Raw genomic sequence first — 25,811 nt, forward strand, 5'->3', positions numbered from 1 at the left:
TTGCCGCGAACTGTGGCTTAACAATAGACGATTGCGGCGCATCCGAAATACGCACCTCCGCAAAACAGTCGCGATACCGACAATATACCTACGTGCAAATTGCCGCCAAAACCTCAGGTTAACGCGGCGATTCGAATTGTCTTGGGTGGGGCTTAAAACTCGTCGCCGCCGCCTTGCTGCCAAGGCTGCACAAGATTGCCAAAACGGGTATATTGTCCCTCAAAGGACAGCTCCACTGTGCCAATTGGACCGTGGCGCTGCTTACCAAGGATCACCTCGGCTTTGCCGTGCAAGCGCTCCATGCGTTCTTGCCATGCGGCCATCTCATCCAACCGGTCATCAGACGGCTTTTCCCGTTCAACATAGTACTCTTCGCGGAACACAAACATCACCACGTCCGCATCCTGCTCAATCGAACCAGATTCCCGCAAGTCGCTGAGTTGTGGGCGTTTATCGTCCCGGCTTTCCACCGTACGCGACAGCTGGGAGAGGCCAATCACCGGAATATTGAGCTCCTTGGCAATCGCCTTCATACCCATGGAAATCTCACCAATCTCCTGCACCCGGTTGTCGGCGGTACCGCGACACAGCTGCAAATAGTCGATGATCAGCAGGTCCAGACCATGGGTCCGTTTCAGGCGTCGCGCCCGGGCTGCAAGCTGCGCAATCGGCAGGGCAGGGGTGTCATCGATGAACAGCGGACAGGCCTCAAGGTCCTTTGCCGCTTGAACAAATCGCCGAAACTCCTCTTCGGTCATGTCCCCTTTACGGATCTGCTCAGACGGGATTTCCGCCGCCTCAGACAGAATACGCGCCGCCAGCTGTTCCGCCGACATTTCGAGGCTACAGAAGGCCACCACGCCGCCTTCAACCGCGCCTTCGCTGCCATCCGGTTTGACGCCTTTTTTATAAGCCTTTGCCACGTTAAACGCGAGGTTGGTCGCAAGCGATGTTTTCCCCATCGACGGACGTCCCGCGAGGATCAAAAGGTCCGAAGGGTGCAGGCCGCCAAGCTTCTTATCCAAATCCGTCAGGCCGGTTGAAATCCCCGCCAAACCGCCATCTCGCTGGTAGGCTGCGTTGGCGGTGTTCACCGCTTGGGTCACCGCTTTCAAAAAGCTGACATACCCACGCTCAGAGGTGCCTTGTTCGGACAGCTTATAAAGCGCCTGTTCCGCCTCAACAATCTGCTCTTTTGGCTCCAGCTTGATGTCCGCTTTCTTGGCTTTGGATGCAATGTTGTTGCCCAGATCAATCAACTCACGGCGCATCGCCATGTCGTAGATCATCTGCGCGTAATCCGCTGCAGCAAAAGAAGAAATTGCCGATCCAGCCAGGCGGACAAGGTAGGCAGGGCCACCCAGTTCAATCAACCCGGGATCGTCTTCCAGAAAGGCTTTCAGCGTCACCGGAGAGGCAAGATTGTTCTTTGCAATTCGGGCGGCGGCAATCTCGTAAATACGCGAGTGCACAGGCTCATAGAAATGGGTCGAGTTGATCACGGACGCCACGCGATCAAAAATGTCATTGTTGGTCAGAATGGCACCCAGAAGCTGTTGCTCAGCCTCAATGGAATGCGGCAAAACATCAAGGCCCGCAGCTTCAGTTTCACCCGTGTTGATGCTCGCGATTTCGTTCATCTCTGCCCCCAATTGCCCCACCCGACCGGTTCTAAACAGCGGTCCCAGACTGAGCAACTTGTATGTTTTTGTGGATCGCCTGTGGATAACTTCGCCCGCCCCGATATTGTCAGGGCGGGCGTCGATGCGTCAACATCTTGTGCTGTTGAGGCTGATCAGAGCGTCAACATGGTCGGTTTTCCGCCGAAAGGCTCAGGAGCCCTTGCGAGCTTCTTGCCACGCGCGCGGGTCTTTGAGGAAGGACTCCACTTCGTTCAGCGTCTCTTCCGAGAATGCGCCTTGCGCTTTGGCTTCCGCCAGCACGTCCCACCAGGTGCAGAGGTAGTGCAGCGCAACGCCGTGATCGCCCAGTGTCTTCTCGGTTTCCGGGAAGATGTCGTAGTAGAAAATCACCGCTGTGTTGCTACAGGTTGCGCCGGTTTCGCGGATCGCATCGACAAAGGACAATTTGGAACCGCCATCGGTGGTCAGGTCTTCCACCAGCAGCACACGCTCGCCTTCGCTCATCGCGCCTTCAATCCGGGCGTTTTTGCCGTAACCCTTTGGTTTTTTGCGCACATAGGTCATTGGCAGCGCCATGCGCTCCGCGACCAACGCGGCAAACGGAATACCTGCGGTTTCACCACCGGCGATGTTGTCAAACGCCTCAAAACCCGCTTCACGCATCACGGTGACAGTCATGAAATCCATCAAGGTCGCACGAATGCGCGGGAAGGAGATCAGCTTGCGACAGTCAATGTAGCTTGGGCTCGGCAGGCCAGAGGCCAGCGTGTACGGCTCATCGGTGTTGAAGTTCACCGCACCAATTTCCAGCAGCATACGGGCTGTCAGGCGGGCAATTTCTTCTTTGGGCGGGAAGGCGGTTGGGATCATTTTGGTATCCTTTGGCAGCGGAAATTCTTAGTCGGCAACAGTCCAGAACACGTCATAGCCCGGATCAAACACGGTGACCGGCCCATTGGCGCTCTCGATTTTGTCTGGGAAGACAGTGGCTTGGTCGTTCTTCACAAGCGTGATGGTTTCGTCGTTCACAGGCAGGCCATAGAAGTTGGGACCATTACGGCTGGCAAACCCGTCCAGCTTGTCCAGCGCGTCGTCTTCTTCAAACACATGTGCCAAAAGCGCCATAGTGTTGGTCGCAGTGAAACAACCGGCGCAGCCACAGGCGCTTTCTTTGTCGCCATCCAGATGCGGTGCGCTGTCGGTGCCGAGGAAGAAACGCGCATCGCCAGAGGTTGCCGCCGCACGCAGTGCCAAACGGTGCTCTTCGCGCTTGGCCACAGGCAGGCAATAATAATGCGGTTTGATGCCGCCCACGAGGATGTGGTTGCGGTTGATGATCAGGTGGTGCGTGGTGATTGTTGCGCCCAGATCGGTCGCATGATCCTGCACATAGGCAACACCGTCTTTGGTTGTGATATGCTCCATAATCACGCGCAAGCCCGGCGTGGCTTTGCGGATCGGATCTAACACGCGGTCGATAAAAATCGCCTCGCGGTCAAAAATATCGATGTCGTGGTCTGTGACCTCGCCATGAACACACAGTGGAAGGCCGATCTCGGCCATTTTTTCCAGCGATGCGCGCACGTTTTTGAAATCTGCAACGCCGCTGGCGGAGTTGGTGGTCGCGCCGGCCGGGTAAAGTTTGACTGCTTTGATCAGTCCGGTCGCATGGGCCGCCGCAATGTCTTCTGGATCGCTGTCTTCAGTGAGATACAGCGTCATCAATGGCTCAAAGCCCATGCCATCTGGCAGAGCGGCCATAATACGATCTTTATAGGCAGCGGCCTGCGCACCGGTCACAACCGGCGGCACCAGGTTGGGCATGATGATCGCACGGGCAAAATGGCGGGCTGTTTCTGGCAGGACAGCTTCCAGCATCGCGCCATCGCGCAGATGCAGATGCCAGTCATCGGGGCGGGCAATGGTCAGATTTTGGGTCATAGGCGCGGCTTACACAAAGCCGCGACCAGTGGCTAGTCTTTGTACGCAAAACTTAGCGGTTTTGCGCCGGTTTTAGCTCGCCAAGCGCCCTTGATCGGCATCTTGTACAAGCGCGTTTAAGTGGCGCAGGTATCGCGGTTCTTTCAGGCGCCGCGCGACGTTGGCACAGAGCAAGGCGGTGACAAATGGACGTTTCCTTTGTGACACCTTTTGCAAGAGACGATCCAGATACGGCACATGGGCTCTCCGCGCTCGGTATAGCTTGTAAAAGGCCGCCCGACTCAATGTGCCCGCGCCTGCTTTCACCAACACCCGATACAAAATCTGCATCTCCAACAGGTCTTCCTCCGGAGTGGTGCCCAAATGTGGCGTTGGTAGCAAAACCGTATTTTCGCGCGCAAAAAGAGCGGCATGAACGGCGTCCATGGCTTGGGTTGGGTCGTAAATCACAAAACAGCGGTCCGCCGTGGCGGCCATATCAGGTGCAAAGCCATACTGTCCGTCAAAAGCAATTTTGCGAGAGTTTGGAAAACGCTTGTCCCAGCCCGCCAATCGCGGTGAAAGGGTGGCTTGTGGTCGCACCGTCACAACCTGCGCATCGGTTGCCACAATCGAATAGGCGGCGGCGGCATAGCCACAGGATCCGGCACCGTAAAACACCACCTCATCAAACTCGTCAAAGAAGCCGTCATCAGACAGGCGATCAAAATAGGCAATCACCTCGGGATCGCGAAACCAGGTGTCGCCATCGCTCAAGACACAAAGGTGCGACCACCCCAACTCGCGTACCAGTTCCCACCCCAACGGATGGCCCGTGTCCTTGCGTTTTTGAATACTCTCAATGGTTTCAAAGGTGACCAGAAGGACAGGTTTGTCCTCCACTAAGGTTGCCCAGTGGCGTTTTCCCAGCGGTTGAAAGTGCCCATGCGAATCTGCAACGTGCTCCAATTGCGCGAGCCATTCATCCCGTGACAATCCAAGCATCGGCGTGTCAAAGCCGTTTGCGGTGTCCTGCATCTCGATGTTTTTCCTTACGCCCCTGGCCTTTATGGCCTGATGATCTGGCCCTGTTTGGTGGCCTTTGCGGGAAAGATATAGACCATTTGCGGCGAAAATTGGGAGCGCTTTGCGTTTTCTACAACTTTTGTCGCGGGGGCAAACGCTTGACGTGGGCTAAGCTCCAATGCAGCGTGACCGGAGCATTTTTAGCCAAAGGCGCCCCTATGCAGGACATCGAGAGCATCGACAATATTCAACGGCTTCTGGCAGAAGAAGGCTACGTATGTGGTCGGCCGCTGGCGACGGTTGTTTTTCTGGCACTGCGCTTGGGGCGACCGATTTTCCTAGAAGGCGAAGCCGGGGTTGGAAAAACTGAAATTGCCAAGGCGCTTTCCGCTGCTTTGGGGCGCAGCCTGATCCGATTGCAATGTTACGAAGGCCTTGATGCCTCCAGCGCGGTGTATGAATGGAATTTCGCTGCTCAGATGGTGGCCATCCGCACTGCTGAAGCCAGCGGTGTGGCGGATCGCTCCGTATTACAGGAAGAGCTGTTTGGCCCGGAGTACCTTGTCGAGCGCCCTTTGCTAAAGGCAATGCGAGCAGACTCCGCCGGTGCGCCAGTACTGCTAATAGATGAGCTTGATCGCACGGATGAGCCGTTTGAGGCCTTCCTATTGGAGGCGCTCAGCGATTTTCAGGTTACGATCCCGGAAATCGGCACCATCAAAGCGCCTGAACCTCCAATTGTGATTGTCACCTCCAATCGGACGCGAGAGGTGCATGACGCGCTGAAGCGTCGGTGCCTGTATCATTGGGTCGACTATCCAGATTTTGATCGGGAAATGGCAATTTTGCGCGCCCGCGCTCCGGAAGCCGCGGAGAGTCTTAGCCGGGAAGTGGTGGCCTTTGTGCAGCGTTTGCGCACCGAGGACCTCTTTAAAAAACCCGGTGTGGCCGAGACCATCGATTGGGCCAAGTGTTTGTTGGCTTTGGATGTTTTGACGCTTAGTCCGGAGGTGATTGCCGATACTTTGGGCGCGGTGCTTAAATACCAGGACGACATTGCAAAGCTGCAAGGCTCAGAAGCCAAACGTCTCTTGGACGAGGCGCGCGCTTCTCTGGAACCTGCGTGATGCTTCATTTGACCCAAAATATCTCGGAGGTTACTGGGGGCTGCCCCCCCGGTGCGCTGGATGGCTGAATACCTTCCACTCGAGGTCCCTGACGATCCAAAACTGACGCAAAACATCACGTGGTTTGCGCGCGCTTTGCGCAAGGCTGGATTGCCCATTGGTCCGGGACGCGTGATTGATGCAATTCGAGCCGTCGAGGCAGCGGGGTTCACCAGCAAGCAGGATTTCTATTGGACCTTGCACGCTTGTTTCGTGTCTCGACCTGAACATCGCACCGTTTTCTCGCAGGTTTTCCGGCTCTACTGGCGTGATCCACGCTATCTGGAGCACATGATGGCGATGATGTTGCCAGCGGTGCGCGGCGTGCAAGAGGAACGCGCGGGACAAGCTGGTGAAAAACGTGCGGCTGAGGCGCTCCTTGATGGCGCCACTCAAGACCTTCCCGAAGATATTGATCAGGAGGAGGCTGGTACCGAAATCGAAATTGACGCTTCTCTAACCATGTCTTCAGAGGAGAAGCTGCGCTCACTTGATTTTGAACAAATGAGCACGGAGGAAATTGCGCAGGCGAAGCGCATGCTGTCGCGCCTGAGCTTGCCGGTCAAACCTATTTTGTCTCGGCGCACCAAATCGGATCCGCTTGGGCGCAAAATTGATTGGCGCGCCACTATGCGGCACTCCATGCGCCAAGGAGGAGACTTGTCTGGCTTGGCCCATAAAAGTCCGCGTATCCGTTGGCCCAACCTTGTGGTGATTTGCGACATCTCCGGCTCCATGAGCCAATACAGCCGCATGGTGCTGCATTTCTTACACGCGGTTGCCAATCAAAAAGGCGCCGGATGGGCAAAGGTTCACGGCTTCACTTTTGGCACACGCCTAACCAACATCACCCGTCATTTGGTAACCCGGGACGTAGACGCCGCGCTGGCGGCGGCTGGGGCGGAAGCGCAGGATTGGGAAGGCGGCACGCGGATTGGGGAGTGCCTGCACAGTTTTAACCGAGATTGGTCGCGTCGCGTTATGGGGCAGGGCGCCGTTGTTTTATTGATCACCGATGGGTTGGACCGTGGTGCGCCCGAAGCGCTGACCAAAGAGATGCAGCGGTTGCACCTGTCTTCGCGACGTTTGATTTGGCTGAATCCGCTCCTGCGGTGGGAAGGGTTTGCCGCCAAAGCACAAGGCATTCGGGCGATGTTGCCACATGTTGACAGTTTCCGCGCCGGCCATTCCATTGCTTCCATTGAAGCGTTGGCGGAGGCTTTGTCACGTCCCGACGATATAGGGGAAAAGGCACGGCTCCTAGGGGAGCTGCGTTGATGGTCCTGAGCCTGTGAAACATAAGGAAAAAGTGGACCTTGCTGTTTGGTCGAACGAGCCCCATGTTTTTTGCTCTGAGGGAGGGTGGAATGCGCCAAGAACTTGAAGGTGCGCCGGAACTGGCGCTGGATTGGTTTCGCGCAGGACGTGGGGCGGCCTTGGCCACTGTGGTTGAAACCTGGGGCTCTGCACCACGTCGAACGGGGGCGCAAATGGTTGTGTCCGGTGATGGCCAGATTGAAGGCTCGGTGTCTGGCGGTTGTGTCGAAGGTGCGGTGATGGTCGAAGCCATGGACGCGATTGAAAGCGGCAAAGGCACCTTGTTGGAATTTGGCGTAAGCGACGGCGATGCCTTCGCTGTTGGCTTGGCCTGCGGTGGCACTATCAAGGTTCTGGTCGAGCCTGTGGGAGCCGTTCTCACCGAAGACGTGCTGTCGGAATTGGTTGAGGCCCGCGCCGCGCGCAAAGCGGTGGCCTATATTGCCAATGTCGACACTGGCGGCGGCACATTGACGGAAACCGGATTTGCGGACCGCTTTCGCATGGACCGTTCTGGCGTGGAAGAAGACGGCCGCTTTGTTGCGATTCACAATCCACCACTGAGGTTGGTTGTTGTGGGGGCTGTGCACATCGCGCAGGCTTTGGTCCCAATGGCACGCCTTGCTGGTTTTGATCCCATAATCGTTGATCCACGAGCTGCGTTTGGCTCAGAGGCGCGGTTTCCTGGGGAGACTGTTGTGGAGGAGTGGCCGGATGAGGCTTTGCAGAATGTTGGCATTGATGCCCGCACCGCGATTGTTTTATTAACCCATGACCCCAAGCTGGATGATCCAGCGCTGCACATCGCTTTGAAGTCAGGCGTTTTTTATATCGGTGCCCTTGGCAGCAAGAGAACCCATGCCAAGCGGGTTGAGCGGCTTCAGGACGCCGGGCATTCGGATCAAGCCATTGTCCGCATACACGGTCCGGTTGGATTGGACATTGGCGCGGCAAGCCCGTCCGAAATCGCAGTGTCGATCCTGGCGGAGATGCTGACGGTGTTGAGGAAAAGCACATGAAGTTTGGTGCCGTGCCAGTTGAAGCGGCTCTGGACGCCGTGTTGGCGCACTCCTTGGTTGCTGGTAAAAGGATCCCCAAAGGAACGGTCCTGCAAGAAATGCACCTGCAAGCCCTAGTCAACGCAGGGTTTGAAACTGTTGTCGTGGCCCAATTGGACCATGGCGATGTGCCCGAGGATGTGGCGGCAGCCAAATTGGCGGAGGCTATGCTTGTTGGAGTTGAAGGCGTCCGAGCCACAGGTGCAGGCGCTGGGCGCGTAAACCTCTACGCTGAGGGCTGTGGCGTGATCCGCATCAACGCTGAGATCGTGCAGCAGATTAACTCGATTGACCCGATGATCACGGTTGCAACCGTGCCAGATTTTCATCGGGTTGATTCGGATGGCATGGTCGCGACCATCAAGATTATTGCTTATGCTGTACCATCTTCTGCACTGGCGGAGGCGAAAAAAATTGCGCGCGGAGCGGTGTCTTTACGGCCGCCTGTTTTTGAAACTGCAACTCTGATTGAAACCACCATTGGAGATGTTCCATCAGACAAAGGCCGTCGCGCGATGGCCGGGCGTGTCGAGCGGATGGGCATGATGCTGTCGGACAGGGTCTTGGTGCCGCACCAGGAAGAACCATTGGCGCAGGCGATCCGCTCAGCCCCCGGGGACATGATCTTTGTCCTAACAGCCTCCGCAACGTCAGATCCGCTGGATGTCGCACCGCAGGCTCTGCGGGATGCAGGTGGTCAGGTTGAGCGGTTTGGCATGCCAGTTGACCCCGGAAATCTTCTGTTTCTGGGGGGAATTGACGGCAAGCCCGTGATTGGTTTGCCCGGCTGTGCCAGGTCTCCCGCTCTCAATGGTGCGGATTGGGTTTTGGAGCGTGTGATCTGCGGAATTGAGGTGTCACATAATGATATTGCGGCCCTGGGGGTGGGGGGATTGCTAAAGGAAATCCCAATCCGTCCCATGCCTCGCGAGAAAGGCATCTAAAAAAGTCGCTTTGTGCTGCGCTTGCAGCTACGACCAATGTCTACGCCGCCTAATTAAATTGTTAAAAAAAGCGGCTTCTCAAGTTGCATGGTGGCTGCTTTACTCTTGCTCAATGACAATAGCTAAATTGGGAGGAGCCAATGTCACAGGTCACCATGACCGTGAATGGCAAAGAAATGTCCGGCGATGCCGAAGGACGCACTTTGCTCAGTCAATTTCTTCGAGAAACCCTTGGCCTGACTGGCACGCACGTTGGATGTGATACCAGCCAATGCGGCGCCTGCGTGGTGCATGTTGATGGTGTCGCAGTCAAGTCCTGCACTATGTTGGCGATGGAAGCGGAAGGCGCATCGGTTGACACAATTGAAGGTCAAGCGGCGCCGGACGGTACGCTGAATGCGTTGCAACAGGCGTTCCAAGATCATCACGGCCTTCAATGTGGGTTCTGCACGCCAGGTATGATCATGTCTGCGGCGGATCTTTTGAAAAGCAACCCGCAACCTACCGAAGCGGAAGTGCGTCACCATCTTGAAGGCAATATTTGCCGCTGCACCGGCTACCACAACATCGTGAAAGCGATCCTGGCGGCGAGTGGTCAAGATGTGAGCAGCATTGCAGCCGAGTGATCCACAGTCCCGCGTTTGAGGAGGCGCGGATTTGTGTGATTTTGATTTCAAATCGGATGTGAGAGGCTTTGGCCCGCTCTGATTTTAGGGAGGATAAACATGCCTAAGGACAATGGCATTGGCGCCAGCCCCAAGCGGCGCGAAGATGTCCGGTTTCTAAGTGGAACCGGCAATTATACAGACGACATTCAAGTCAACGGTCAGGCCTACGTACATTTTTTGCGCTCTGACATTGCCCACGCCAAAATCAATGGCATCAATCTGGACGCGGCGTCGGCTATGCCGGGGGTGATCAAGATTTTCACCGGTGCGGATTTTGAAGGTGTGGGTGGCATTCCCTGTGGCTGGCAAGTGACAGACCGACATGGCGAGCCGATGCAAGAGCCGGCGCACCCGGTTCTGGCGCAAGGCAAGGTACGTTACGTGGGGGACCAGATCGCCGCCGTTGTGGCCGAAACCGTAGAGCAGGCCCGCGACGCAGCGGAGGCGATCGAGGTCGATCTCGAAGAGCTGCCGGCTGTGGTTGATATGAAAGCCGCCTTGGAGGACGGCGCCACAAAGGTGCACGACGATCTGACCAGCAACCTGTGTTACGACTGGGGCTTTGTTGAAGAGAATAAGCCTGCGGTGGACGCCGCGTTTGAGTCGGCGGCACATGTCACAACGCTCGAGTTGCGCAACAACCGTCTGGTGGCAAACCCAATGGAACCACGTGTCGCGATTGGCGATTTTAACCGCGCAACCGGTGACAGCACGCTCTACACAACCAGTCAAAACCCACACGTGATCCGCCTTTTGATGGGCGCGTTTGTTCTGGGCATTCCGGAACACAAACTACGGGTTGTTGCTCCGGACGTTGGCGGTGGCTTTGGCACAAAGATTTTCCACTATGCCGAGGAAGCCTTCTGTACCTTTGCGGCCAAAGCCCTGAACCGTGCGGTGAAGTGGACCTCAACACGGTCTGAAGCGTTCATTTCGGATGCCCATGGGCGAGACCACGTAACCAAAATCGAGCTGGCGCTGGACGCGGACAACAACTTTACAGCGTTGCGGACTGACACTTACGCAAACATGGGCGCGTATTTGTCGACATTTGCGCCGTCGGTTCCAACCTGGCTACATGGCACGCTGATGGCGGGCAACTACAAGACGCCATTGATCTATGTGAACGTCAAAGCGGTCTTCACCAACACAGTGCCAGTGGATGCCTACCGTGGCGCTGGTCGGCCGGAAGCGACATTCCAGCTTGAGCGCGTGGTGGACAAAGCGGCGCGCGAACTGGGTGTGGACCCAATTGCCCTACGTCGTCAGAACTTTATCACCGAGTTCCCCTATGCCACCCCTGTGGCGGTGGAATATGACACCGGCGACTACCACGGCACCATGGATGCGCTTGAAAAGATGGCGGATCTGTCGGGGTTTGAGGCCCGTCGTAAGGCCAGTGAAGCTCGCGGTAAACTGCGTGGCTTCGGTGTGAACTGCTACATTGAGGCTTGCGGTATCGCGCCCTCAAATCTCGTCGGGCAGCTCGGCGCGCGCGCTGGATTGTATGAAAGCGCAACAGTTCGGGTAAACGCGACTGGTGGCCTGGTTGTAATGACCGGCTCACACAGCCATGGCCAAGGCCACGAGACCTCTTTCCCACAAGTGATTGCCGAGATGATTGGCATTGACGAAAGCATGGTCGAGATTGTGCACGGCGATACGGCCAATACCCCAATGGGCATGGGCACCTATGGCTCGCGTTCGTTGGCGGTTGGCGGCTCTGCTATGGTTCGGGCAACTGAGAAGATCATTGCCAAAGCCAAGAAGATTGCCGCGCACCTGATGGAAGCGGCTGACGCGGACATCGAACTCAAAGATGGTGCATTTTCCGTGGCTGGCACCGACAAATCGGTGGCTTGGGGCGATGTAACGCTGGCCGCCTATGTGCCGCACAATTACCCGCTTGAGGACATCGAACCGGGCTTGGAAGAGACCGCGTTTTATGACCCTGCAAACTTCACCTATCCTTCCGGTGCTTATGCCTGTGAAGTGGAGGTGGATCCTGACACCGGCAAGGTCACCATTGAAGCGTTCAACGCAGCAGATGACTTTGGCAACATCGTTAACCCGATGATTGTCGACGGTCAGGTGCACGGCGGTATTGGGCAAGGCATTGGCCAAGCGTTGCTTGAAAACGCAGCGTATGATGAGAACGGCCAGTTGCTGAGCGCGTCTTATATGGACTACGCAATGCCACGTGCCAGTGATGTGCCTTTCTACGGCGTGGACCATTCTAGCCAAACGCCTTGTACTCACAATCCGCTAGGTGTGAAGGGTTGTGGTGAGGCCGGCGCCATTGGGTCTCCTCCAGCGGTGATCAACGCAGTTGTTGACGCGTTGCGCTCCGGTGGGCATGACATTCACCATATCGATATGCCTGTGTCGCCGTCGCGCGTCTGGCAGGCGATGAACGGATAAGCGGAGGAAATATCATGTATAATTTCGACTTCGAAAAACCCTCCACGATCGCGGATGCTGTCTCTGCGCTGGGTGCCGAGGATGCGAAAGCATTGGGCGGCGGGCAGACATTGCTCCCGACAATGAAGCAGCGTCTGGCCAGCCCGTCTAAGCTGGTGAGCCTCAAGGGCATTGCCGAGATGCAGGGCATTTGCACCGGTGATGATGGTGCGCTGTGCATCGGTGGGGCAACCACGCACGCGGATGTGGCCGCGGGGGCAGGTGCTTATCCCGGACTTGCGGCTCTTGCTGGAGGCATTGGAGATCCGGCAGTGCGGGCACGCGGGACGATTGGCGGCTCTTTGGCCAACAACGATCCATCTGCCTGTTACCCAGCCGGAGCCTTGGCATCAGGCGCGACCTTTGTCACCAATGCGCGTGAGATTGCGGCGGACGACTATTTCCAAGGCATGTTCACAACGGCCTTGGATGAGGGGGAGATCCTCACTGAGGTGCGGTTCCCTGTGCCGGAGGTGTCGAACTATCAGAAGTTTGAACAGCCAGCCTCTCGGTTTGCCTTGGTGGGCGTGTTTGTGGCCAAATATGCCGACGGTGTGCGTGTCGCGGTAACCGGCGCGTCTGAAGAGGGCGTGTTCCGCTGGACAGAGGCAGAGGCCGCGCTTTCGGGCAACTTCTCCGCTGACGCCATTGCCGATATGGCGCCAGGCGAAGATGGCATGATCTCTGATCTGCATGGCACAGCGGCATACCGGGCCCACTTGGTTGGGGTTCTGACCCGCCGCGCGGTGACCACCGCCAGCTAAGTGGCAATATTAAAATAGAAAAGCCCCGATCCTGAGATTGGGGCTTTTTTGTTGCCTTCGGTATGTCACCAATAAAAAACCCCGCGCGATGGCGGGGTTTTTAGAATTCAATGGTCTGCCGGAGTTACTTAGGCAGCGGGCCGATCAGCATAATCATTTGACGGCCTTCCATCTTGGGCATGTTTTCAACTTTGCCCATTTCTTTGGTGTCCGCTGCCACACGTTCAAGAAGCTCGCGGCCCAAGTTTTGGTGCGCCATTTCGCGTCCACGGAAGCGCAAGGTCACTTTGACTTTGTCGCCATTCTCCAGGAACTTGTACACGTTGCGCATTTTGACTTCGTAGTCATGCGTGTCCGTGTTGGGGCGGAACTTGACCTCTTTGATCTCGATGGTCTTTTGCTTTTTGCGCGCTTCGGATTCACGTTTCTGCTGTTCATATTTGAACTTGCCGAAATCCATGATCTTACACACAGGTGGGTTTGCGTTTGGAGAAATCTCAACAAGATCCAAACCTGCCTCGTCAGCCATTACCATGGCCCGCGATGGGGTCACGACTCCGACGTTTTCGCCGTCTGCGCCAATCAAGCGGATTTCGGTAGCGCGGATGCGTCCGTTGACGCGAGGTCCGGTGTCACGCTGAGGCGGTGCGTTATGAGGTCTGCGGGCTATGGTTTTCTTCCTTCAATGGTGAATGCCTTTGGGCGCCTAATTTATTCGTCCTTTTCCGACGATACAACCGCCGAATCTAGGGCGATGATGCAAATCTGGCAGGTTTCCCCCTTGAGAGTGGGCGCTGAGCGGCAGAAATAGAGAAGGCGAAGGGCCCGAGCTGTTCGGGTGGGAGAGTTTGAGGTGGAGAATTCCATGAAGAATCTGATTTTTGTAGTGATTGCAGGTGCCATTGCGGTGGTGGCCTATTTTGTATTGGGGCAAGGCGGCAAAGATGCTGTGACTGAAGCGCCGGTTGTTGAGACTTCGCCAGCAGTTGAAGCTGTTGAAGAGGCGAAGCAGGCCGCCGAAGAAGCTGTAGAAGAGGCAACCGATAGTGCTGCAGCGGCGGCAGAAGCTGTTCAGGATGCAGCGGAAGACGCTGTTGAAGCGGCAACAGACCAAGTTGAAGCTGCCGCTGAAGAAGCTGAGGCTGCTGTAACCGAGGCTGTGGAGGCTGCGACAGACGCGGCGGCGGATACTGCCGCTGCAGCAACAGAAGCTGCTGAAGAAGCCGTGACAGCTGTAACAGACACAGCCACTGGGGCCACAGACGCGGCAACCGACGCCGCTGCTGACGCGACTGCGGCGGTAACTGAAACCGCTGAGCAAGCGACCGACGCCGCGACCACAAGTATGGCGGACTTGGCCAGCGTGTTTACGGCTGACGGTTTTGATATGGCGAAAGTGTCCGAGGTGATCGACGGATCGTCGCTGGGTGTGATTGAGAAAACCACGCTCAAAACTGCCATCGAAAGCGCCACCAACAACCCAGAAATGCTGACACAGGCATTGGACGCAGCAAAGCAAGCACTCGGTATGTAAGCTGAATCTAAGGCTAAAACGCAAAACGCCCCAACTTTGATTGGGGCGTTTTCTTTTTGGGGGATTGTTTGGGCTTTAGTCCAAGAAAGCTTTCTCAACCACATACTGTGCAGGCTTTGAGTTGGCACCTTCTTCCAGACCAGCTTCCTCCAGCATATCTTTGAGCTCTAGGTTGAACGCCATGTTGCCACAGATCATGGCGCGGTCGCTTTCTGGGTTGAGCGGCTCAACATCCAGATCAGTATAGGCTTCGCCAGACCGGATCAGGTCGGTGATGCGGCCCATCTTGGCGCTCTCTTCACGGGTGGTGGTCGGGTAGTATTTGATCTTCTTCCAGAAGCCATCGCCGATCACTTCATTGAGAAGCTCGTCATCTTTGAGGGCCTCGATCAGGTCGCGGCCATAGGTCAGCTCACCCGCTTCACGGCATGTGTGGGTGATGATGACTTCGTCATAATCCTGATAGGTTTGCGGTTCACGCAGCAGGGAGGCAAACGGGGCAAAGCCAGTGCCGGTGGCAAAGAACCAGATGCGCTTGCCCGGGATCAGGGCGTCATGCACCAATGTGCCTACTGGCTTGGGACGCAGGATCACCTCGTCCCCCGGCTGAATGTGCTGCAATTTGGACGTCAGTGGGCCGTCTTGTACCTTGATGGAGTAAAACTCCATCTCTTCGTCCCAGCTTGGCGACGCAATGGAGTAGGCGCGCAGGAGTGGTTTTTGCTTGCCGGTCTTGGGGTTCACATCACCCATCAGGCCAATCATCACAAACTCACCGGAACGGAACCGCAGCGAGGCGGGACGGGTGCATTTGAAGGAAAACAAACGGTCGGTGTAGTGCTTCACTTCGGTGACGGTCTGGGCGTCAGGAAGGGCGGGCACTTTTTGGGCGGTGGATTCGGTCACGGGTTTTTGCTCGGTCATATCAAATACTGGGCGGGACTGCCCGCTCCTCATGTAACATCTCTGGTGAGGTTTTGAAGGGATAGCAGCGATGCGGCTTTGACATAACGCAAGCTCGCATCGCTTTTTTGCTATGTGTTAGCCGCGCATGCGCGCTTGGTAGTTGTTGGCTTGCCAGTCGGAGCGGAATTTCCATTCCCCTTCTGGTTGGCGGGTGGCGAGCTCTTCGGAGATCTCCACTTCGTCAAAACCACAGCGGCGCGCCATGGCGTATTGGTCGGAAATCACGTGGCCTTTGGCGCGCAGGCGGCCTTTGAAGCCAGCCAAACGCAGTTGACGCGCGATGGTGAAGCCACGGCCGTCAGCAAAGCTGGGGAAGTCAACGCGGACCATCTCCACTCCTGCCAGCTGTGCAATGACTTCTGCTGGATCGGCAGAGGAAGGCACATCAAGAGCGGCAACGTCATTGGCCGCTTCGTCCAAAGGCACAAAGCCCAAAGTCCAGTTGTCGGCGGTAAAGCCACTGTCCGTCACAATCACAGTCATACCTTTTCTCCTGCTCGCACCATTTTGCCGTCCACAAAATGGATGCCACATTCGTCTTTGTCCTGACCACGCCACCGACCGGAGCGCGGGTCTTCGCCTTCCGCAACCTTGGATGTGCAAGGGGCACAGCCAATCGACGGGTAGCCCTGTGCCACAAGCGGGTGGCGGGGTAGGCGGTTTTCTTCCATATACGCCCGCACGTCTTCTGGCGCCCAATGGGCCAGCGGGTTCACTTTGATGCGGCCGGTGAAGTCTTCAACTTCAAAGAAATCCAAGGCCGCGCGCGTGCCGGATTGGAACCGCTTACGGCCGGTGATCCAGCCGTCATAGCCGCGCAGCGCCTTTTGCAACGGTCGTGTCTTGCGCAGGGAGCAGCAGGCATCGGTGTCAAACTGATGCAGCGTGCCGTCCGGGTCTTCCGCCGCCAAGGTGGCGTCACTTGCACGGATGACCTGGACATTGTCCAGATGCAGACGTTCCGCCACCTCTTGCTGATACACAAGCGTCTCCGTGAACAACATTTCGGTGTCGACAAAGATCACCGGAATGTTGCGATCCACAACCGCGGCCATATGCAGAAGCACAACAGACTCAGCACCAAACGAAGACACCAAGGCAAGTTTGCCAGCCTGCGGGTCTTTCAGCGCGGCCTCCATGACCGAGGTCGCAGAGTGATGCCGATAGCGGGCGTTGAGCACGTCCACCTTGGCCTGCAACGGGTCCTGCCGCTCTGACGTGGGCGAAATCGCCGACGTCAGAGGGGAGGTCAAAGGGGTGATGCCATTATGCTGCATTGGCCTGAGTCTCTGGATAGAGATGTGCCTTGAATGGCGCGAGGCCAAGGCGACGGTAGGCCTCGAGGAAGGTTTCTTCTGGTCCCTCGCGCAGCTCCAGATAGCCTTTCACAAGACGTTCGATGGCAGGCACAATCTCATCATAGGCAAAGCCTGGGCCAGCGCGCTGACCAATTTCTGCGTTCCATGTGGCGTCGCCACCGAGGGTGATCTGGTAGTTCTCAACGCCAGCGCGATCAAGACCAAGGATGCCGATGTGGCCTACATGGTGGTGCCCACAGGCGTTGATGCAGCCAGAGATTTTGATCTGAAGGTGACCGATGTCGTGCTCGAGCTTCAGCTCGTCAAAGCGGGTTGCGATCTGCTGCGCCACCGGAATGGAACGGGCCGTCGCCAAGGCGCAGTAGTCCATGCCCGGGCAGGCGATGATGTCGCTCACGAGGCCAATGTTGGCGGTGTGCAAGTCTGCTTCCCGCAGGGCGGCATAGACCGCTGGCAAGTCGGACTTGTGCACATGCGGCAGGATCACGTTTTGCTCGTGGCTGATGCGCAGCTCATCGTGACCATACTGACGCGCGATCTCTGCGAGTGCGCGCATTTGGCCTGCGGTGGCATCGCCCGGCGTGTCGCCGTGCTTTTTGATCGAAACCGTAACAACCGAATACCCCGGCGCGCGGTGCGTTGTCAGGTTGGTATCAACCCAGCTGCGAAACAGGGGATTGGCATCGTAGGCACTGTCAAACTCGACGGTGGGCGCGTTGCGGAATGCCGGAGGTGCAAAGTGGGCTTTGATGTCCTCAAACAGGTCTTGATCCACGCCAGAGAAAGTTGGGCGTACGGTTGCGTAGCGCTCCTCCACTTTTGCGCGGAACTCTTCAAGACCAGTTTCATGCACGGTGATTTTGATGCGCGCTTTGTATTTGTTGTCGCGGCGCCCAATTTGGTTCCAGACCGAAACGGTGCTCTCGATATACGGCAGCAGGTCTTCGCGCGGCAGGAAGTCATTGAGCACCTTACCCACCATTGGCGTGCGGCCAAGGCCACCACCAACAAGGATTTGGTAGCCAATCTCACCCGCGTCGTTTTGAACGATGCGCACAGCCAGGTCGTGGGCTTTCAGAACAGCCCGGTCCTGCGCCCCTGCGCTCACAGCGATTTTGAATTTACGGCCCATGAATTGGAATTCCGGGTGGTCGGTGGACCACTGCCGGATCAATTCAGCCACCGGACGGGGGTCTTCCAACTCGTCAGCGGCAGCGCCAGCAAAGTGGTCCGCAGTCACGTTGCGAATGGTGTTGCCGGAAGTTTGGATGGCGTGCATGCCAACTTCGCCCAACGCGTCGAGCATATCCGGCACATCCGTCAGCTTGGGCCAGTTGTATTGAATGTTCTGGCGTGTGGTGAAGTGGCCATAGCCTTTGTCCCACTTCTCTGCCAGCAGCGCGAGCGTGTCCATCTGAGCCGAGCTCAGCGTGCCATAAGGAATGGCAACCCGCAGCATATAGGCGTGCAATTGCAGGTACAGGCCGTTCATCAGGCGGAGAGGGCGGAATTCTTCTTCGGTCAGATTGCCAGCGACGCGGCGTTCTACCTGTGCACGGAACTGACGATTGCGCTCGGCCAGAAAGGCTTTGTCAAAGTCGTTGTAGTGATACATGGGTGGACCCTTTTGTTTGCTGCAGGAGAGGCCGATCAGGCGGCCTGACCATCCTGTTGCTTGCTGTCTGCTTGTTTGCCGTGGAAATAGTTCGACGGCCCGGTGCGGCGGAATTCTTCCCGAAAGTGGGTTGGCTCCAAGCCATTTTCGCCCTCTGCGGTGTCCGCCAGGTAAGCGCCAACAACCTGGTCAACTTGCTGTTCTGCGTCCAGCAAACGCACCTGTGCGTGGGCTTCATCCGTGAGATACTCTGCGCAGGCCAGATCACGGGTCCAAGTGTCGTCTTTGGTGAAATAAATCACGTCGCCTTCGATCAGGGCGTTGGCGGTGATGACTTTGGGTGTGAATGCGCGTGGCATAAGGTTCTCCCGGGGTTTGACTTCAGAAGCAATATAGGAAATTGTTCCCCTTAACCGCCAGATGCTGGCGGAAATAGAAACATGTGTTCTGGTGTGTTTGGGGAAATACGCCGATGTTCCGCAAAGTGCAGGGGAAATGGGATGGCGTTGCGTATCGACGATATGGATAAGAAAATTCTCGGGGAGTTGCAACGCGATGCGGCGCAATCCTTGGATGAAATTGCCAAACGTGTCGGCTCTTCCAAGACGCCGGTGTGGAATCGCATTCGCAAGCTCAAAGAGGCCGGGGTGATCCGGCAGCAGACGGTTTTGCTCGATGCGGAAGCGCTTGGTTTTGAGGCTTGTTTCTTTGTTCTGATCCGTACCAGCGAGCATGAGGCGGACTGGCAGCAGAAGTTCCTGAAAGCCCTGCGCGAGCGCCCTGAGGTTTTGGAGGCGCATCGGCTGGCAGGGGACATAGACTACATTCTGAAAGTTCAGGTGCAGAATGCGCGCGCCTATGACACGTTTTATCAAGCTTTGATTTCAGAGGTGAAGGTGCACAATGTTACCGCCTTGTTATCTATGGAAGAAATCAAGTCTACCAGCATGCTGCCGCTCTGAGCGTTAAGCTTTGGTCGACGGGCTGTTTGCGGCAAAAATCACGTCGGTATCACGTCGGTATCGCGGCTGTTTTGCAGAGGTGCGTTTTGGGGGGCGGGAGGTTAATGGGTGTTTCTAGCTTGGGTAGTTGCGCGAGGTATTGCACTGTAGAGCCAAGCGAAATTTCGCCCGCCAATTCGTGTTTGGTCAAATGAGATTGGGTTGATGCATTTGGAGTCATTTTATGAGAGTTACTGTTCCCTTTGTTTGTTTTGGATTTGTGGTTTCAGCCGCCTATGGGCAGGACGCCCCAAATTCTGCGCCGGATCCATCGACCGAATACTCTCCATACCTGGCTGACAGCTATCCAAACCTAGTCCTATTTGGAGACACGCACCTTCACACAGCTTATTCTGCGGATGCGGGGTTGGTTGGCGCGACGCTAACACCTGACGATGCCTATCGGTTTGCTAAGGGTGAAAAGGTGGTGTCGTCAATGGGCGTTCCGGCGAGATTGCAGCGCCCCCTAGATTGGCTTGTGGTGACCGATCACGCCGAGAACTTGGGGTTGCCAATAGCCTTGGAAGAAGACAGCCCCCTATTAAAAGAGAGCTCTTGGGGGCAGAAAATTAGCCAGATCTACGCGCCGCGAACAGTGGAGTCTGCGCAAAAGTCGTATGACACATGGATGACCGACGGGCTAAACGTCGTGACGGATCCGCTGGGTGATGTCGCTTTTGCGGACGTGATGTGGCCACGGGTCACTGAAGCTGCAGAGCGCCATAATGCCCCAGGTGCGTTCACGGCACTCATTGGTTACGAATGGACCTCAGGACCCAATGGCAACAACCTGCACCGTAACGTGGTATTCCGAGATGGGAAGGAACGCGCAGACCTGGTTTTGCCTTTCAGTGCCTACGATTCCGAGGACCCGGAAGCTCTGTGGGATTGGATGGAGGCCTATGAAACAAACACCGGCGGCAATGTTTTGGCAATCCCACACAATGGTAACTTGTCCAATGGTTTGATGTTTGACGATGTGACACTTCAAGGGGAGCCGATCGGGGCGGATTATGCGGCGCGCCGAGCAAGATGGGAGCCGGTTTACGAGATCACGCAGATTAAGGGTGATGGCGAGACACATCCGATGCTGTCTCCAAACGACGAGTTTGCGGACTACGGCACATGGGACAAAGGTAGCTTTGGGCCGGAACCGAAAACGCCCGAAATGCTGCCACGAGAATATGCGCGGGAGGCTTGGAAGCGTGGAATGGCCTATGAGGCGACACTTGGGGTCAACCCATTCCAGTTTGGCGTACTGGGATCTACAGACTCGCACACCGCACTGTCTTCTGCGCAGGAAGATAACTTCTTTGGAAAGGTTGCTGTTGTCGAGCCAACCGCGGACCCCATTAGGCTTGAAGAGCGTATCACGGGGCGTTTTACGCCAAACGATTCAGCGGATGATCTGTTGCACGCCGACGGGCTTGCCGCAGGGTTGGCTGCTGTATGGGCCGGAGAGAACACGCGCGAAGCGATTTGGGATGCGCTGAAACGCAAGGAGGTTTACGCGACAACTGGGACGCGAATTCGCGTAAGGGTTTTTGCGGGGTGTGAATTTGAGGAAAGTGATCTCGTGAGGTCCGACTTTGACAGTTACGGTTATAATAATGGGGTACCAATGGGAGGGAACCTGGACGCATGTTCAGGAGATGGTGTGCCGACCGTGATGATACGAGCTCTGCGTGATCCTGACGGGGCTAATCTAGATCGGGTACAGGTGGTGAAAGGCTGGCGCGAAGCAAACGGTACATTGCGAGAGCGCGTCTTTGACGTCGCGTGGTCCGACAATCGGGTTCCGGGTGAGGATGGTAAATTACCGCCAGTGGAGAACACGGTTGATCCGGAAACCGCTACATGGCGAAATGATATCGGTGCGGCTGTGCTTGCGGGCTTCTGGCGTGATCCCGAATTCTCTCAAGATCAAAGTGCATTCTATTATGCGCGGGTAATTGAAATTCCAACGCCTCGGTGGACGACTTACGATCGATTGGTGTTTGGCGCGATTGTTCCGGACTGGATAGAGGACAGCCATCAAGAGCGGGCCTATACGTCTCCAATCTGGTACTCTCCATTAAAACGAAAATAAGGTGAGTGGCGGCGACAACTACTCACGCTTTAGCGCCCCACTCAACACCGCAATCATCAGTGCCAGTACTGCCAGCACGCCAAAGGACACTCTGAGCGAGGTCGCGTTGGCGATGAAGCCAATCACTGGTGGCCCTAACAACATGCCGCCGTAGCCGAAGGTGGCGGTGCCCGCGAGGGCTTTGCCGGGGCTTTCATGCGGGTCGTTGGCGGCGCGGCTGAAGGCGAGCGGGAAGATCAGGGCGTAGCCGACGCCCATCATCACAAAGCCCACCAGCATCACTTGTGGCACTGGGAACAGCACGGTGAGAGCCGCGCCGGTGGCGGCTACAAGGCCACTGACGCGGGCGGCCAAATGGGGTGACGTGTGGTGGGTGATCCAGTCACCCAGGAGACGCATAATCACCATGGTTACGGAGAAGATCGCGTAGCCCATGGCGGCCCAGTTTTCTGGCGCGCCGCCGATGTCCACAAGATAGACGGCGCTCCAATCGGCCATGGCGCCTTCGCCCATGGAGGCGCCAAGCGCGAGCAAGCCGACCAGCACAAGCTGGCCTTTGGGGATTGAGAAAATGGGCGCTTTACTGTCGCGGTTGACGGGCGAGGTCCATTCGATGTTGCCAAGCCAGAACAGCAGTGCGGTCAAGGGGATGCCGACAATGGCGTAGTGCGTGAGGGGGGGGGCGTTGAGGCTGATGGCGGCAAAACCGGAGGCGGCGCCGATGCCTGCGCCGAGGCTCCACATCGCGTGATAAGATGACATTTGCGGGCGTTTGGCCCAGCGTTCAACCTCAGCGCCCCAGGCATTCATAGTGACGTCCATGCCGCCATGCGCTGCGCCAAACAGGAAAAGAACCGCGCCAAACAGCCAGACGTTGGGCGTGAGTGCGAGCGCTAACACAAGGATCAAATTGGCAAAGACAAATGCCTTGGTCACGCGGGCCGCGCCAAAGTGGTCTGCGAGACGGCCCGCCAGCGGGAAAGCACAGATCGCGCCACCGGCCAGCAGGAGCAGTAGACCGCCCAGTTCAGCGTGATTGAGATCATGGGTGGCTTTGAAGGCGGGGATGCGGCTGGCCCACAATCCAAAGATGGAGCCGTTGATGGCAAACATGGCGGCAATGGCCAGCCATCCGGCGCGGTGCGTGAGATGCGCGGGGGCCGGGGCGTGCGATGGGGCGTCGGTGGCGGTCATCGGAAGCTTTCGGGCTTGAGGCCGTATTTGGCGAGTTTGTCATACATGGTTTTGCGCGGCAGCTTAAGCGCTTCGGCCGCCGCTGCCGCCCGACCTTGGTGCTTGCGCAGCGCTTCTGCAAGCAGGGATCGTTCGACTTGTGCCATTTGGTCGGCCAGTCCCAAGCCAGCGGTTTGGGTTTCCTCGCCGGGCAGTCCCAGAGTGAAGCGCATGGCGGCACTCATCAGGGCGCGGGCGTTGCCGGGCCAGTCCTGTGCGATCAGCGACGAGATCACATCGGAGGTGATCTCCGGAGCGTCGACGCCCGCCTGTTCGGCGGCTTGGGCCACGTAATGGCGGAACAGCACGGGGATGTCTTCGGGGCGCTCGGACAGGGCCGGGATGCGGACTTGCAACGCTTCAAGGCGATAAAACAAGTCGGCGTGCAGGGCGCCGGATTGTACGGCGTCATCAAGCGGCGCGGCGCTGCCAAAGATCAGGCGCGGGTGTTCGCCGGTTTCCAGCAGGGTCAGCAGGGCAAATTGCGTCTGCATCGGCATGGATTGCACTTCGTCCAAGAAGAGACTGCCGCCTTGGGTGTCCTCGATCAGAGTGGCAAAAGTGGCCGGGTCCATGTCGGTGGCGGTGTGTTTGGCAAAGGGACCTTCGGGATGCGCGCCGCAGAGGTGGATGACTTCGGCCACTTTGGAGATGCCCGCGCCGGGCGGGCCGGAAATCAGCACTTCGGCGTTGATGTGGGCGACCGAGCGGGCGCGGTGGCGCAGCGTTTCGGCTTGGGGCGAAGTGCCGTAGATGATTCGAGCGGCGGCGTCGCCAGTTTCGAGCTGCGCTTTGAGATGGCGGTTTTCCAGCGCCATGGCGCGGGCTTTTTGGGCGCGTTCGATGACGGCGATGAGTTCCGCCGGGGCGCAGGGCTTTTCCAAGAAGCCAAAGGCGCCCTGGGTCATGGCACGTACGGCCATGGGGATGTCGCCTTCGCCAGTCAGCAGGATCACGGGCAGTTCCGCGTCGGTGTCGCGGGTGAACTGCAAGAGGTGAAAGCCATCGCGGCCGGGCATGCGCATGTCAGAGAGGATCACGCCGGTGAAGGATGCTGTGATGTGGTCTTTGGCTTCGACAAAGGAGCCCGCGGAGACCACCGGAAACTCTTCGAGCTCCAGCGTCTGGGTCAGGGCTTCGCGCACGATGGGGTCGTCATCGACCACCAAAACAGGAGCCGTCATGATTGGCTCTCCTCTTGCCATTGGTCCAGCTCGACGGTGAACAGGGCGCCGCCAGAGGGTAGGTTGGTGCCGCGGATGTTGCCGCCAAAGCTTTGCACCAAGCCATAGCTGATGGAGAGGCCGAGGCCCATGCCTTCTGAGCTGCCCACCTCTTTGGTGGTGTAAAACGGATCAAAAATCTTATCAGGGGCGTCGATGCCAGGGCCAGTGTCGCGGATGTTCACGCAGAGGCGTGGGGCGGTGACAATTGAAATGTCGATCTGACGTTCCTCGCTGTCGGACATGGCGTCGGCGGCGTTGTTGATCAGGTTCACAAACACCTGCGCGAGGCGGACTTCGCCACCCAAAGCGTAGATGGGCATGTTATAGGAATGGGCCGCCCAGCTCAGGTTGATGTTGTCCTGATTGAGCCGCAGCTCGGTGAGCTCCACGGCCTGGCTGATGGTGGCGACCAGATCGACCTTGCCCATGGGCTCGTTTTCGTTGCGGGCAAAGGCACGCAGGTTTTTGATGATGCGGGCCATGCGGGTAGCCATTTGCGAGATGCGGGTGAGGTTTTCCCCCGCTTTCTCGGTGTTGTCGCGGTCCAGGAACCGTGTGCCGTTGTCAGCAAAGGTCTGAATGGCCTGAAGCGGCTGATTGAGTTCGTGGCTGATGCCGGCGCTCATTTGGCCAAGGGCGGAGAGTTTGCCAGCCTGCACTAGGTCGGCTTGCGCTTTCTTGAGAGCGGCTTCGGCCTCTTCGCGTTCGGTGATCTCGCGGCGAAGGGCCTCGTTGGTGGAGGACAGGGCTTTGGTGCGAATGGTCACGCGTTCTTCCAATTCGGCGTTGGCTTGGGCGAGCACGCGGCGGCGTTCCAATACTTGCAGTAGGATCAGGCCAAACACCATGACCACGGCAGCAATGGCGCCCGCTTGCAGGCCTGCAATGCGGCGGGCGAAACTGACGTCGACAATGGCCTCAGCCACGAGGTCGATGATCGGCAGGTCTTTTATGATGTGCAGGCCGCGTTCCGGGATGTAAGGCCCCCAATCCATGTGCCAGATTTCGTAACCTGCCGTTATGTGGCTGGTGAAAGCCGGGGCAGGGGCGTCAGAAGGGGCGAGGCCGGTGCTGCCAGTAGGGCGCTGCCAAAACAGGAGTTCGGAGCGGTTGGTGATGAAGACCTCTTTGGCGTCATCCACAAAGTAGACGGCAGGGCCATCGCCGCGCCAGTTGCCTTCCACATCGGCCATGTCCACCACCACAGTCAGGACGGCGGCGACTTTGCCGTCGGCGCCAAAACTTGGGGCGGAGAAGTAAAAGGCGCGTTGGTTGAAGCGCGCGTCCACGGCGTGGTGGGTGCCAATGGCGCCGTGTAGAGCGCGAGTGAAATAAGGGGCGCCGGTCAGGTTTTGGGAGGGAATGGCGTCTTCCTGTGCGGTGGCCAGGATGGTGCCGTCTGCGCTGGCATAAATCAGGTCGAGCGCAGCGGTTTTGTCGGCCACTTCCAGAAGCAGGTCGGCGCTGGGCTGGGCGTTGGACTGATCTTTGCTCAGCGCCAGCAGAGTTGGATGCTCCGCCATTAGGACAGCAAGCTCCTGATAACGCTGCAATTGCGCCGTGAGCCTGTCGGCGGCCAGTGCGAGATCCGCCTCGCCTCGTCGCGCCAGCTGATCCAGCGCTTGCACATAGCCGTAGCGCCAGACGCCGCTGGCGAGTGCCACGAGCAGGATGAAGAAGAGGAGGAGAATCGTGGCCCGGTGGCGTATCCAAGTTCGCATGGGTTCAGCTTAGCGCGTTGTGCCTGGCGGCGCGAGCGTTCCAAAGCGGGTTGGGCTGACTCACGTTGACGCATGCGCAGGCGGAGGTTTGCTTGATAAGTGAATTATTTTTGCGGCGGCTCTTGCCAGCCATTGAACAAT

Annotated in this window: 23 protein-coding genes; 10 read left to right on the plus strand and 13 right to left on the minus strand. The window is 57.3% G+C overall.

What is annotated here, in order from left to right:
• Window positions 1-152 precede the first annotated feature (152 nt).
• From JXR15_RS14565 to JXR15_RS14580, 4 genes are all read right to left on the minus strand, one after another.
• Window positions 153-1,640 carry a replicative DNA helicase gene (locus JXR15_RS14565; protein ID WP_422053934.1) on the minus strand — a complete coding sequence of 496 codons (1,488 nt, stop codon included), beginning with the start codon at window positions 1,638-1,640 and terminating at the stop codon, window positions 153-155.
• A 192-nt stretch (window positions 1,641-1,832) separates the two neighbouring features.
• A complete protein-coding gene (locus tag JXR15_RS14570; RefSeq protein WP_422053935.1) occupies window positions 1,833-2,513 on the minus strand; it encodes an orotate phosphoribosyltransferase in 681 nt (226 codons plus the stop codon).
• 27 nt (window positions 2,514-2,540) lie between these two features.
• The gene (pyrC, locus tag JXR15_RS14575; RefSeq protein WP_422053936.1) at window positions 2,541-3,584 is read right to left on the minus strand and encodes a dihydroorotase; all 1,044 of its coding nucleotides are present in this window, start codon (window positions 3,582-3,584) and stop codon (window positions 2,541-2,543) included.
• A gap of 72 nt (window positions 3,585-3,656) precedes the next feature.
• Entirely contained in the window at window positions 3,657-4,601 is a 945-nt protein-coding gene (locus JXR15_RS14580) for a phosphoadenosine phosphosulfate reductase (RefSeq protein WP_422053937.1), read from the minus strand.
• A gap of 206 nt (window positions 4,602-4,807) precedes the next feature.
• Between JXR15_RS14580 and JXR15_RS14585 the strand changes: the two genes are divergently transcribed.
• The 7 genes from JXR15_RS14585 to JXR15_RS14615 all read left to right on the plus strand — a co-directional run bounded on the left by JXR15_RS14585 (window position 4,808) and on the right by JXR15_RS14615 (window position 12,966).
• Window positions 4,808-5,716, plus strand: a complete 909-nt coding sequence (locus tag JXR15_RS14585) for an AAA family ATPase (protein ID WP_422053938.1) — start codon at window positions 4,808-4,810, stop codon at window positions 5,714-5,716.
• 60 nt (window positions 5,717-5,776) lie between these two features.
• Window positions 5,777-7,033 (plus strand): vWA domain-containing protein, encoded by a 1,257-nt coding sequence (locus JXR15_RS14590; protein ID WP_422053939.1) that lies wholly within the window; start codon window positions 5,777-5,779, stop codon window positions 7,031-7,033.
• An 89-nt stretch (window positions 7,034-7,122) separates the two neighbouring features.
• A complete protein-coding gene (locus JXR15_RS14595; RefSeq protein ID WP_422053940.1) occupies window positions 7,123-8,091 on the plus strand; it encodes an XdhC family protein in 969 nt (322 codons plus the stop codon).
• Window positions 8,088-9,074, plus strand: a complete 987-nt coding sequence (locus JXR15_RS14600) for a molybdopterin-binding protein (protein WP_422053941.1) — start codon at window positions 8,088-8,090, stop codon at window positions 9,072-9,074. The genes JXR15_RS14595 and JXR15_RS14600 overlap by 4 nt, the downstream gene beginning before the upstream one ends.
• A gap of 140 nt (window positions 9,075-9,214) precedes the next feature.
• Window positions 9,215-9,700, plus strand: a complete 486-nt coding sequence (locus JXR15_RS14605; protein ID WP_422053942.1) for a (2Fe-2S)-binding protein — start codon at window positions 9,215-9,217, stop codon at window positions 9,698-9,700.
• Window positions 9,701-9,799: 99 nt separating this feature from the next.
• Window positions 9,800-12,163 carry a xanthine dehydrogenase family protein molybdopterin-binding subunit gene (locus JXR15_RS14610; protein WP_422053943.1) on the plus strand — a complete coding sequence of 788 codons (2,364 nt, stop codon included), beginning with the start codon at window positions 9,800-9,802 and terminating at the stop codon, window positions 12,161-12,163.
• A 14-nt stretch (window positions 12,164-12,177) separates the two neighbouring features.
• Entirely contained in the window at window positions 12,178-12,966 is a 789-nt protein-coding gene (locus tag JXR15_RS14615) for an FAD binding domain-containing protein (protein WP_422053944.1), read from the plus strand.
• A gap of 124 nt (window positions 12,967-13,090) precedes the next feature.
• On the opposite strand, the gene infC is transcribed toward JXR15_RS14615, so the two are convergent.
• Complete coding sequence (gene infC, locus JXR15_RS14620) at window positions 13,091-13,636, minus strand: translation initiation factor IF-3 (protein WP_366140702.1); 546 nt, start codon at window positions 13,634-13,636, stop codon at window positions 13,091-13,093.
• Between the two features lie 195 nt (window positions 13,637-13,831).
• On the opposite strand from infC, the gene JXR15_RS14625 reads away from it, so the two are divergent.
• On the plus strand, window positions 13,832-14,500 hold the full coding sequence (locus tag JXR15_RS14625) for a translation initiation factor 3 (protein WP_422053945.1): 669 nt from the start codon (window positions 13,832-13,834) through the stop codon (window positions 14,498-14,500).
• A 75-nt stretch (window positions 14,501-14,575) separates the two neighbouring features.
• Here the strand turns inward: JXR15_RS14625 and JXR15_RS14630 are convergent, their stop codons facing one another.
• The 5 genes from JXR15_RS14630 to JXR15_RS14650 all read right to left on the minus strand — a co-directional run bounded on the left by JXR15_RS14630 (window position 14,576) and on the right by JXR15_RS14650 (window position 18,759).
• On the minus strand, window positions 14,576-15,424 hold the full coding sequence (locus JXR15_RS14630) for a ferredoxin--NADP reductase (RefSeq protein WP_422053946.1): 849 nt from the start codon (window positions 15,422-15,424) through the stop codon (window positions 14,576-14,578).
• A 117-nt stretch (window positions 15,425-15,541) separates the two neighbouring features.
• Window positions 15,542-15,949, minus strand: coding sequence for a DUF934 domain-containing protein (locus JXR15_RS14635; RefSeq protein ID WP_422053947.1), 408 nt, complete (start codon window positions 15,947-15,949; stop codon window positions 15,542-15,544).
• On the minus strand, window positions 15,946-16,743 hold the full coding sequence (locus JXR15_RS14640; RefSeq protein ID WP_422053948.1) for a phosphoadenylyl-sulfate reductase: 798 nt from the start codon (window positions 16,741-16,743) through the stop codon (window positions 15,946-15,948). Before JXR15_RS14640 ends, JXR15_RS14635 begins: the two co-directional genes overlap by 4 nt.
• Window positions 16,733-18,400: a nitrite/sulfite reductase gene (locus JXR15_RS14645; RefSeq protein WP_422053949.1), complete on the minus strand. Its 1,668-nt coding sequence runs from the start codon at window positions 18,398-18,400 to the stop codon at window positions 16,733-16,735. Before JXR15_RS14645 ends, JXR15_RS14640 begins: the two co-directional genes overlap by 11 nt.
• A 35-nt stretch (window positions 18,401-18,435) precedes the next feature.
• Entirely contained in the window at window positions 18,436-18,759 is a 324-nt protein-coding gene (locus JXR15_RS14650) for a DUF2849 domain-containing protein (protein WP_299427570.1), read from the minus strand.
• A gap of 141 nt (window positions 18,760-18,900) precedes the next feature.
• Between JXR15_RS14650 and JXR15_RS14655 the strand changes: the two genes are divergently transcribed.
• Both JXR15_RS14655 and JXR15_RS14660 read left to right on the plus strand, forming a co-directional pair.
• Complete coding sequence (locus JXR15_RS14655) at window positions 18,901-19,362, plus strand: Lrp/AsnC family transcriptional regulator (protein ID WP_164644732.1); 462 nt, start codon at window positions 18,901-18,903, stop codon at window positions 19,360-19,362.
• A 223-nt stretch (window positions 19,363-19,585) separates the two neighbouring features.
• Entirely contained in the window at window positions 19,586-21,490 is a 1,905-nt protein-coding gene (locus tag JXR15_RS14660; protein ID WP_422053950.1) for a DUF3604 domain-containing protein, read from the plus strand.
• Window positions 21,491-21,508: 18 nt separating this feature from the next.
• On the opposite strand, the gene JXR15_RS14665 is transcribed toward JXR15_RS14660, so the two are convergent.
• Genes JXR15_RS14665 through JXR15_RS14675 form a run of 3 tightly spaced genes read right to left on the minus strand, consistent with a single transcriptional unit; the run spans window position 21,509 to window position 25,670 of the window.
• The gene (locus JXR15_RS14665) at window positions 21,509-22,684 is read right to left on the minus strand and encodes an MFS transporter (protein WP_422053951.1); all 1,176 of its coding nucleotides are present in this window, start codon (window positions 22,682-22,684) and stop codon (window positions 21,509-21,511) included.
• Complete coding sequence (locus JXR15_RS14670; RefSeq protein WP_422053952.1) at window positions 22,681-23,907, minus strand: sigma-54-dependent transcriptional regulator; 1,227 nt, start codon at window positions 23,905-23,907, stop codon at window positions 22,681-22,683. The genes JXR15_RS14665 and JXR15_RS14670 overlap by 4 nt, the downstream gene beginning before the upstream one ends.
• The gene (locus JXR15_RS14675; protein WP_422053953.1) at window positions 23,904-25,670 is read right to left on the minus strand and encodes a sensor histidine kinase; all 1,767 of its coding nucleotides are present in this window, start codon (window positions 25,668-25,670) and stop codon (window positions 23,904-23,906) included. The genes JXR15_RS14670 and JXR15_RS14675 overlap by 4 nt, the downstream gene beginning before the upstream one ends.
• Window positions 25,671-25,811: the final 141 nt, after the last annotated feature.

This window comes from Shimia sp. (genome assembly GCF_049116215.1).
Taxonomy (GTDB): Bacteria; Pseudomonadota; Alphaproteobacteria; order Rhodobacterales; family Rhodobacteraceae; genus Shimia.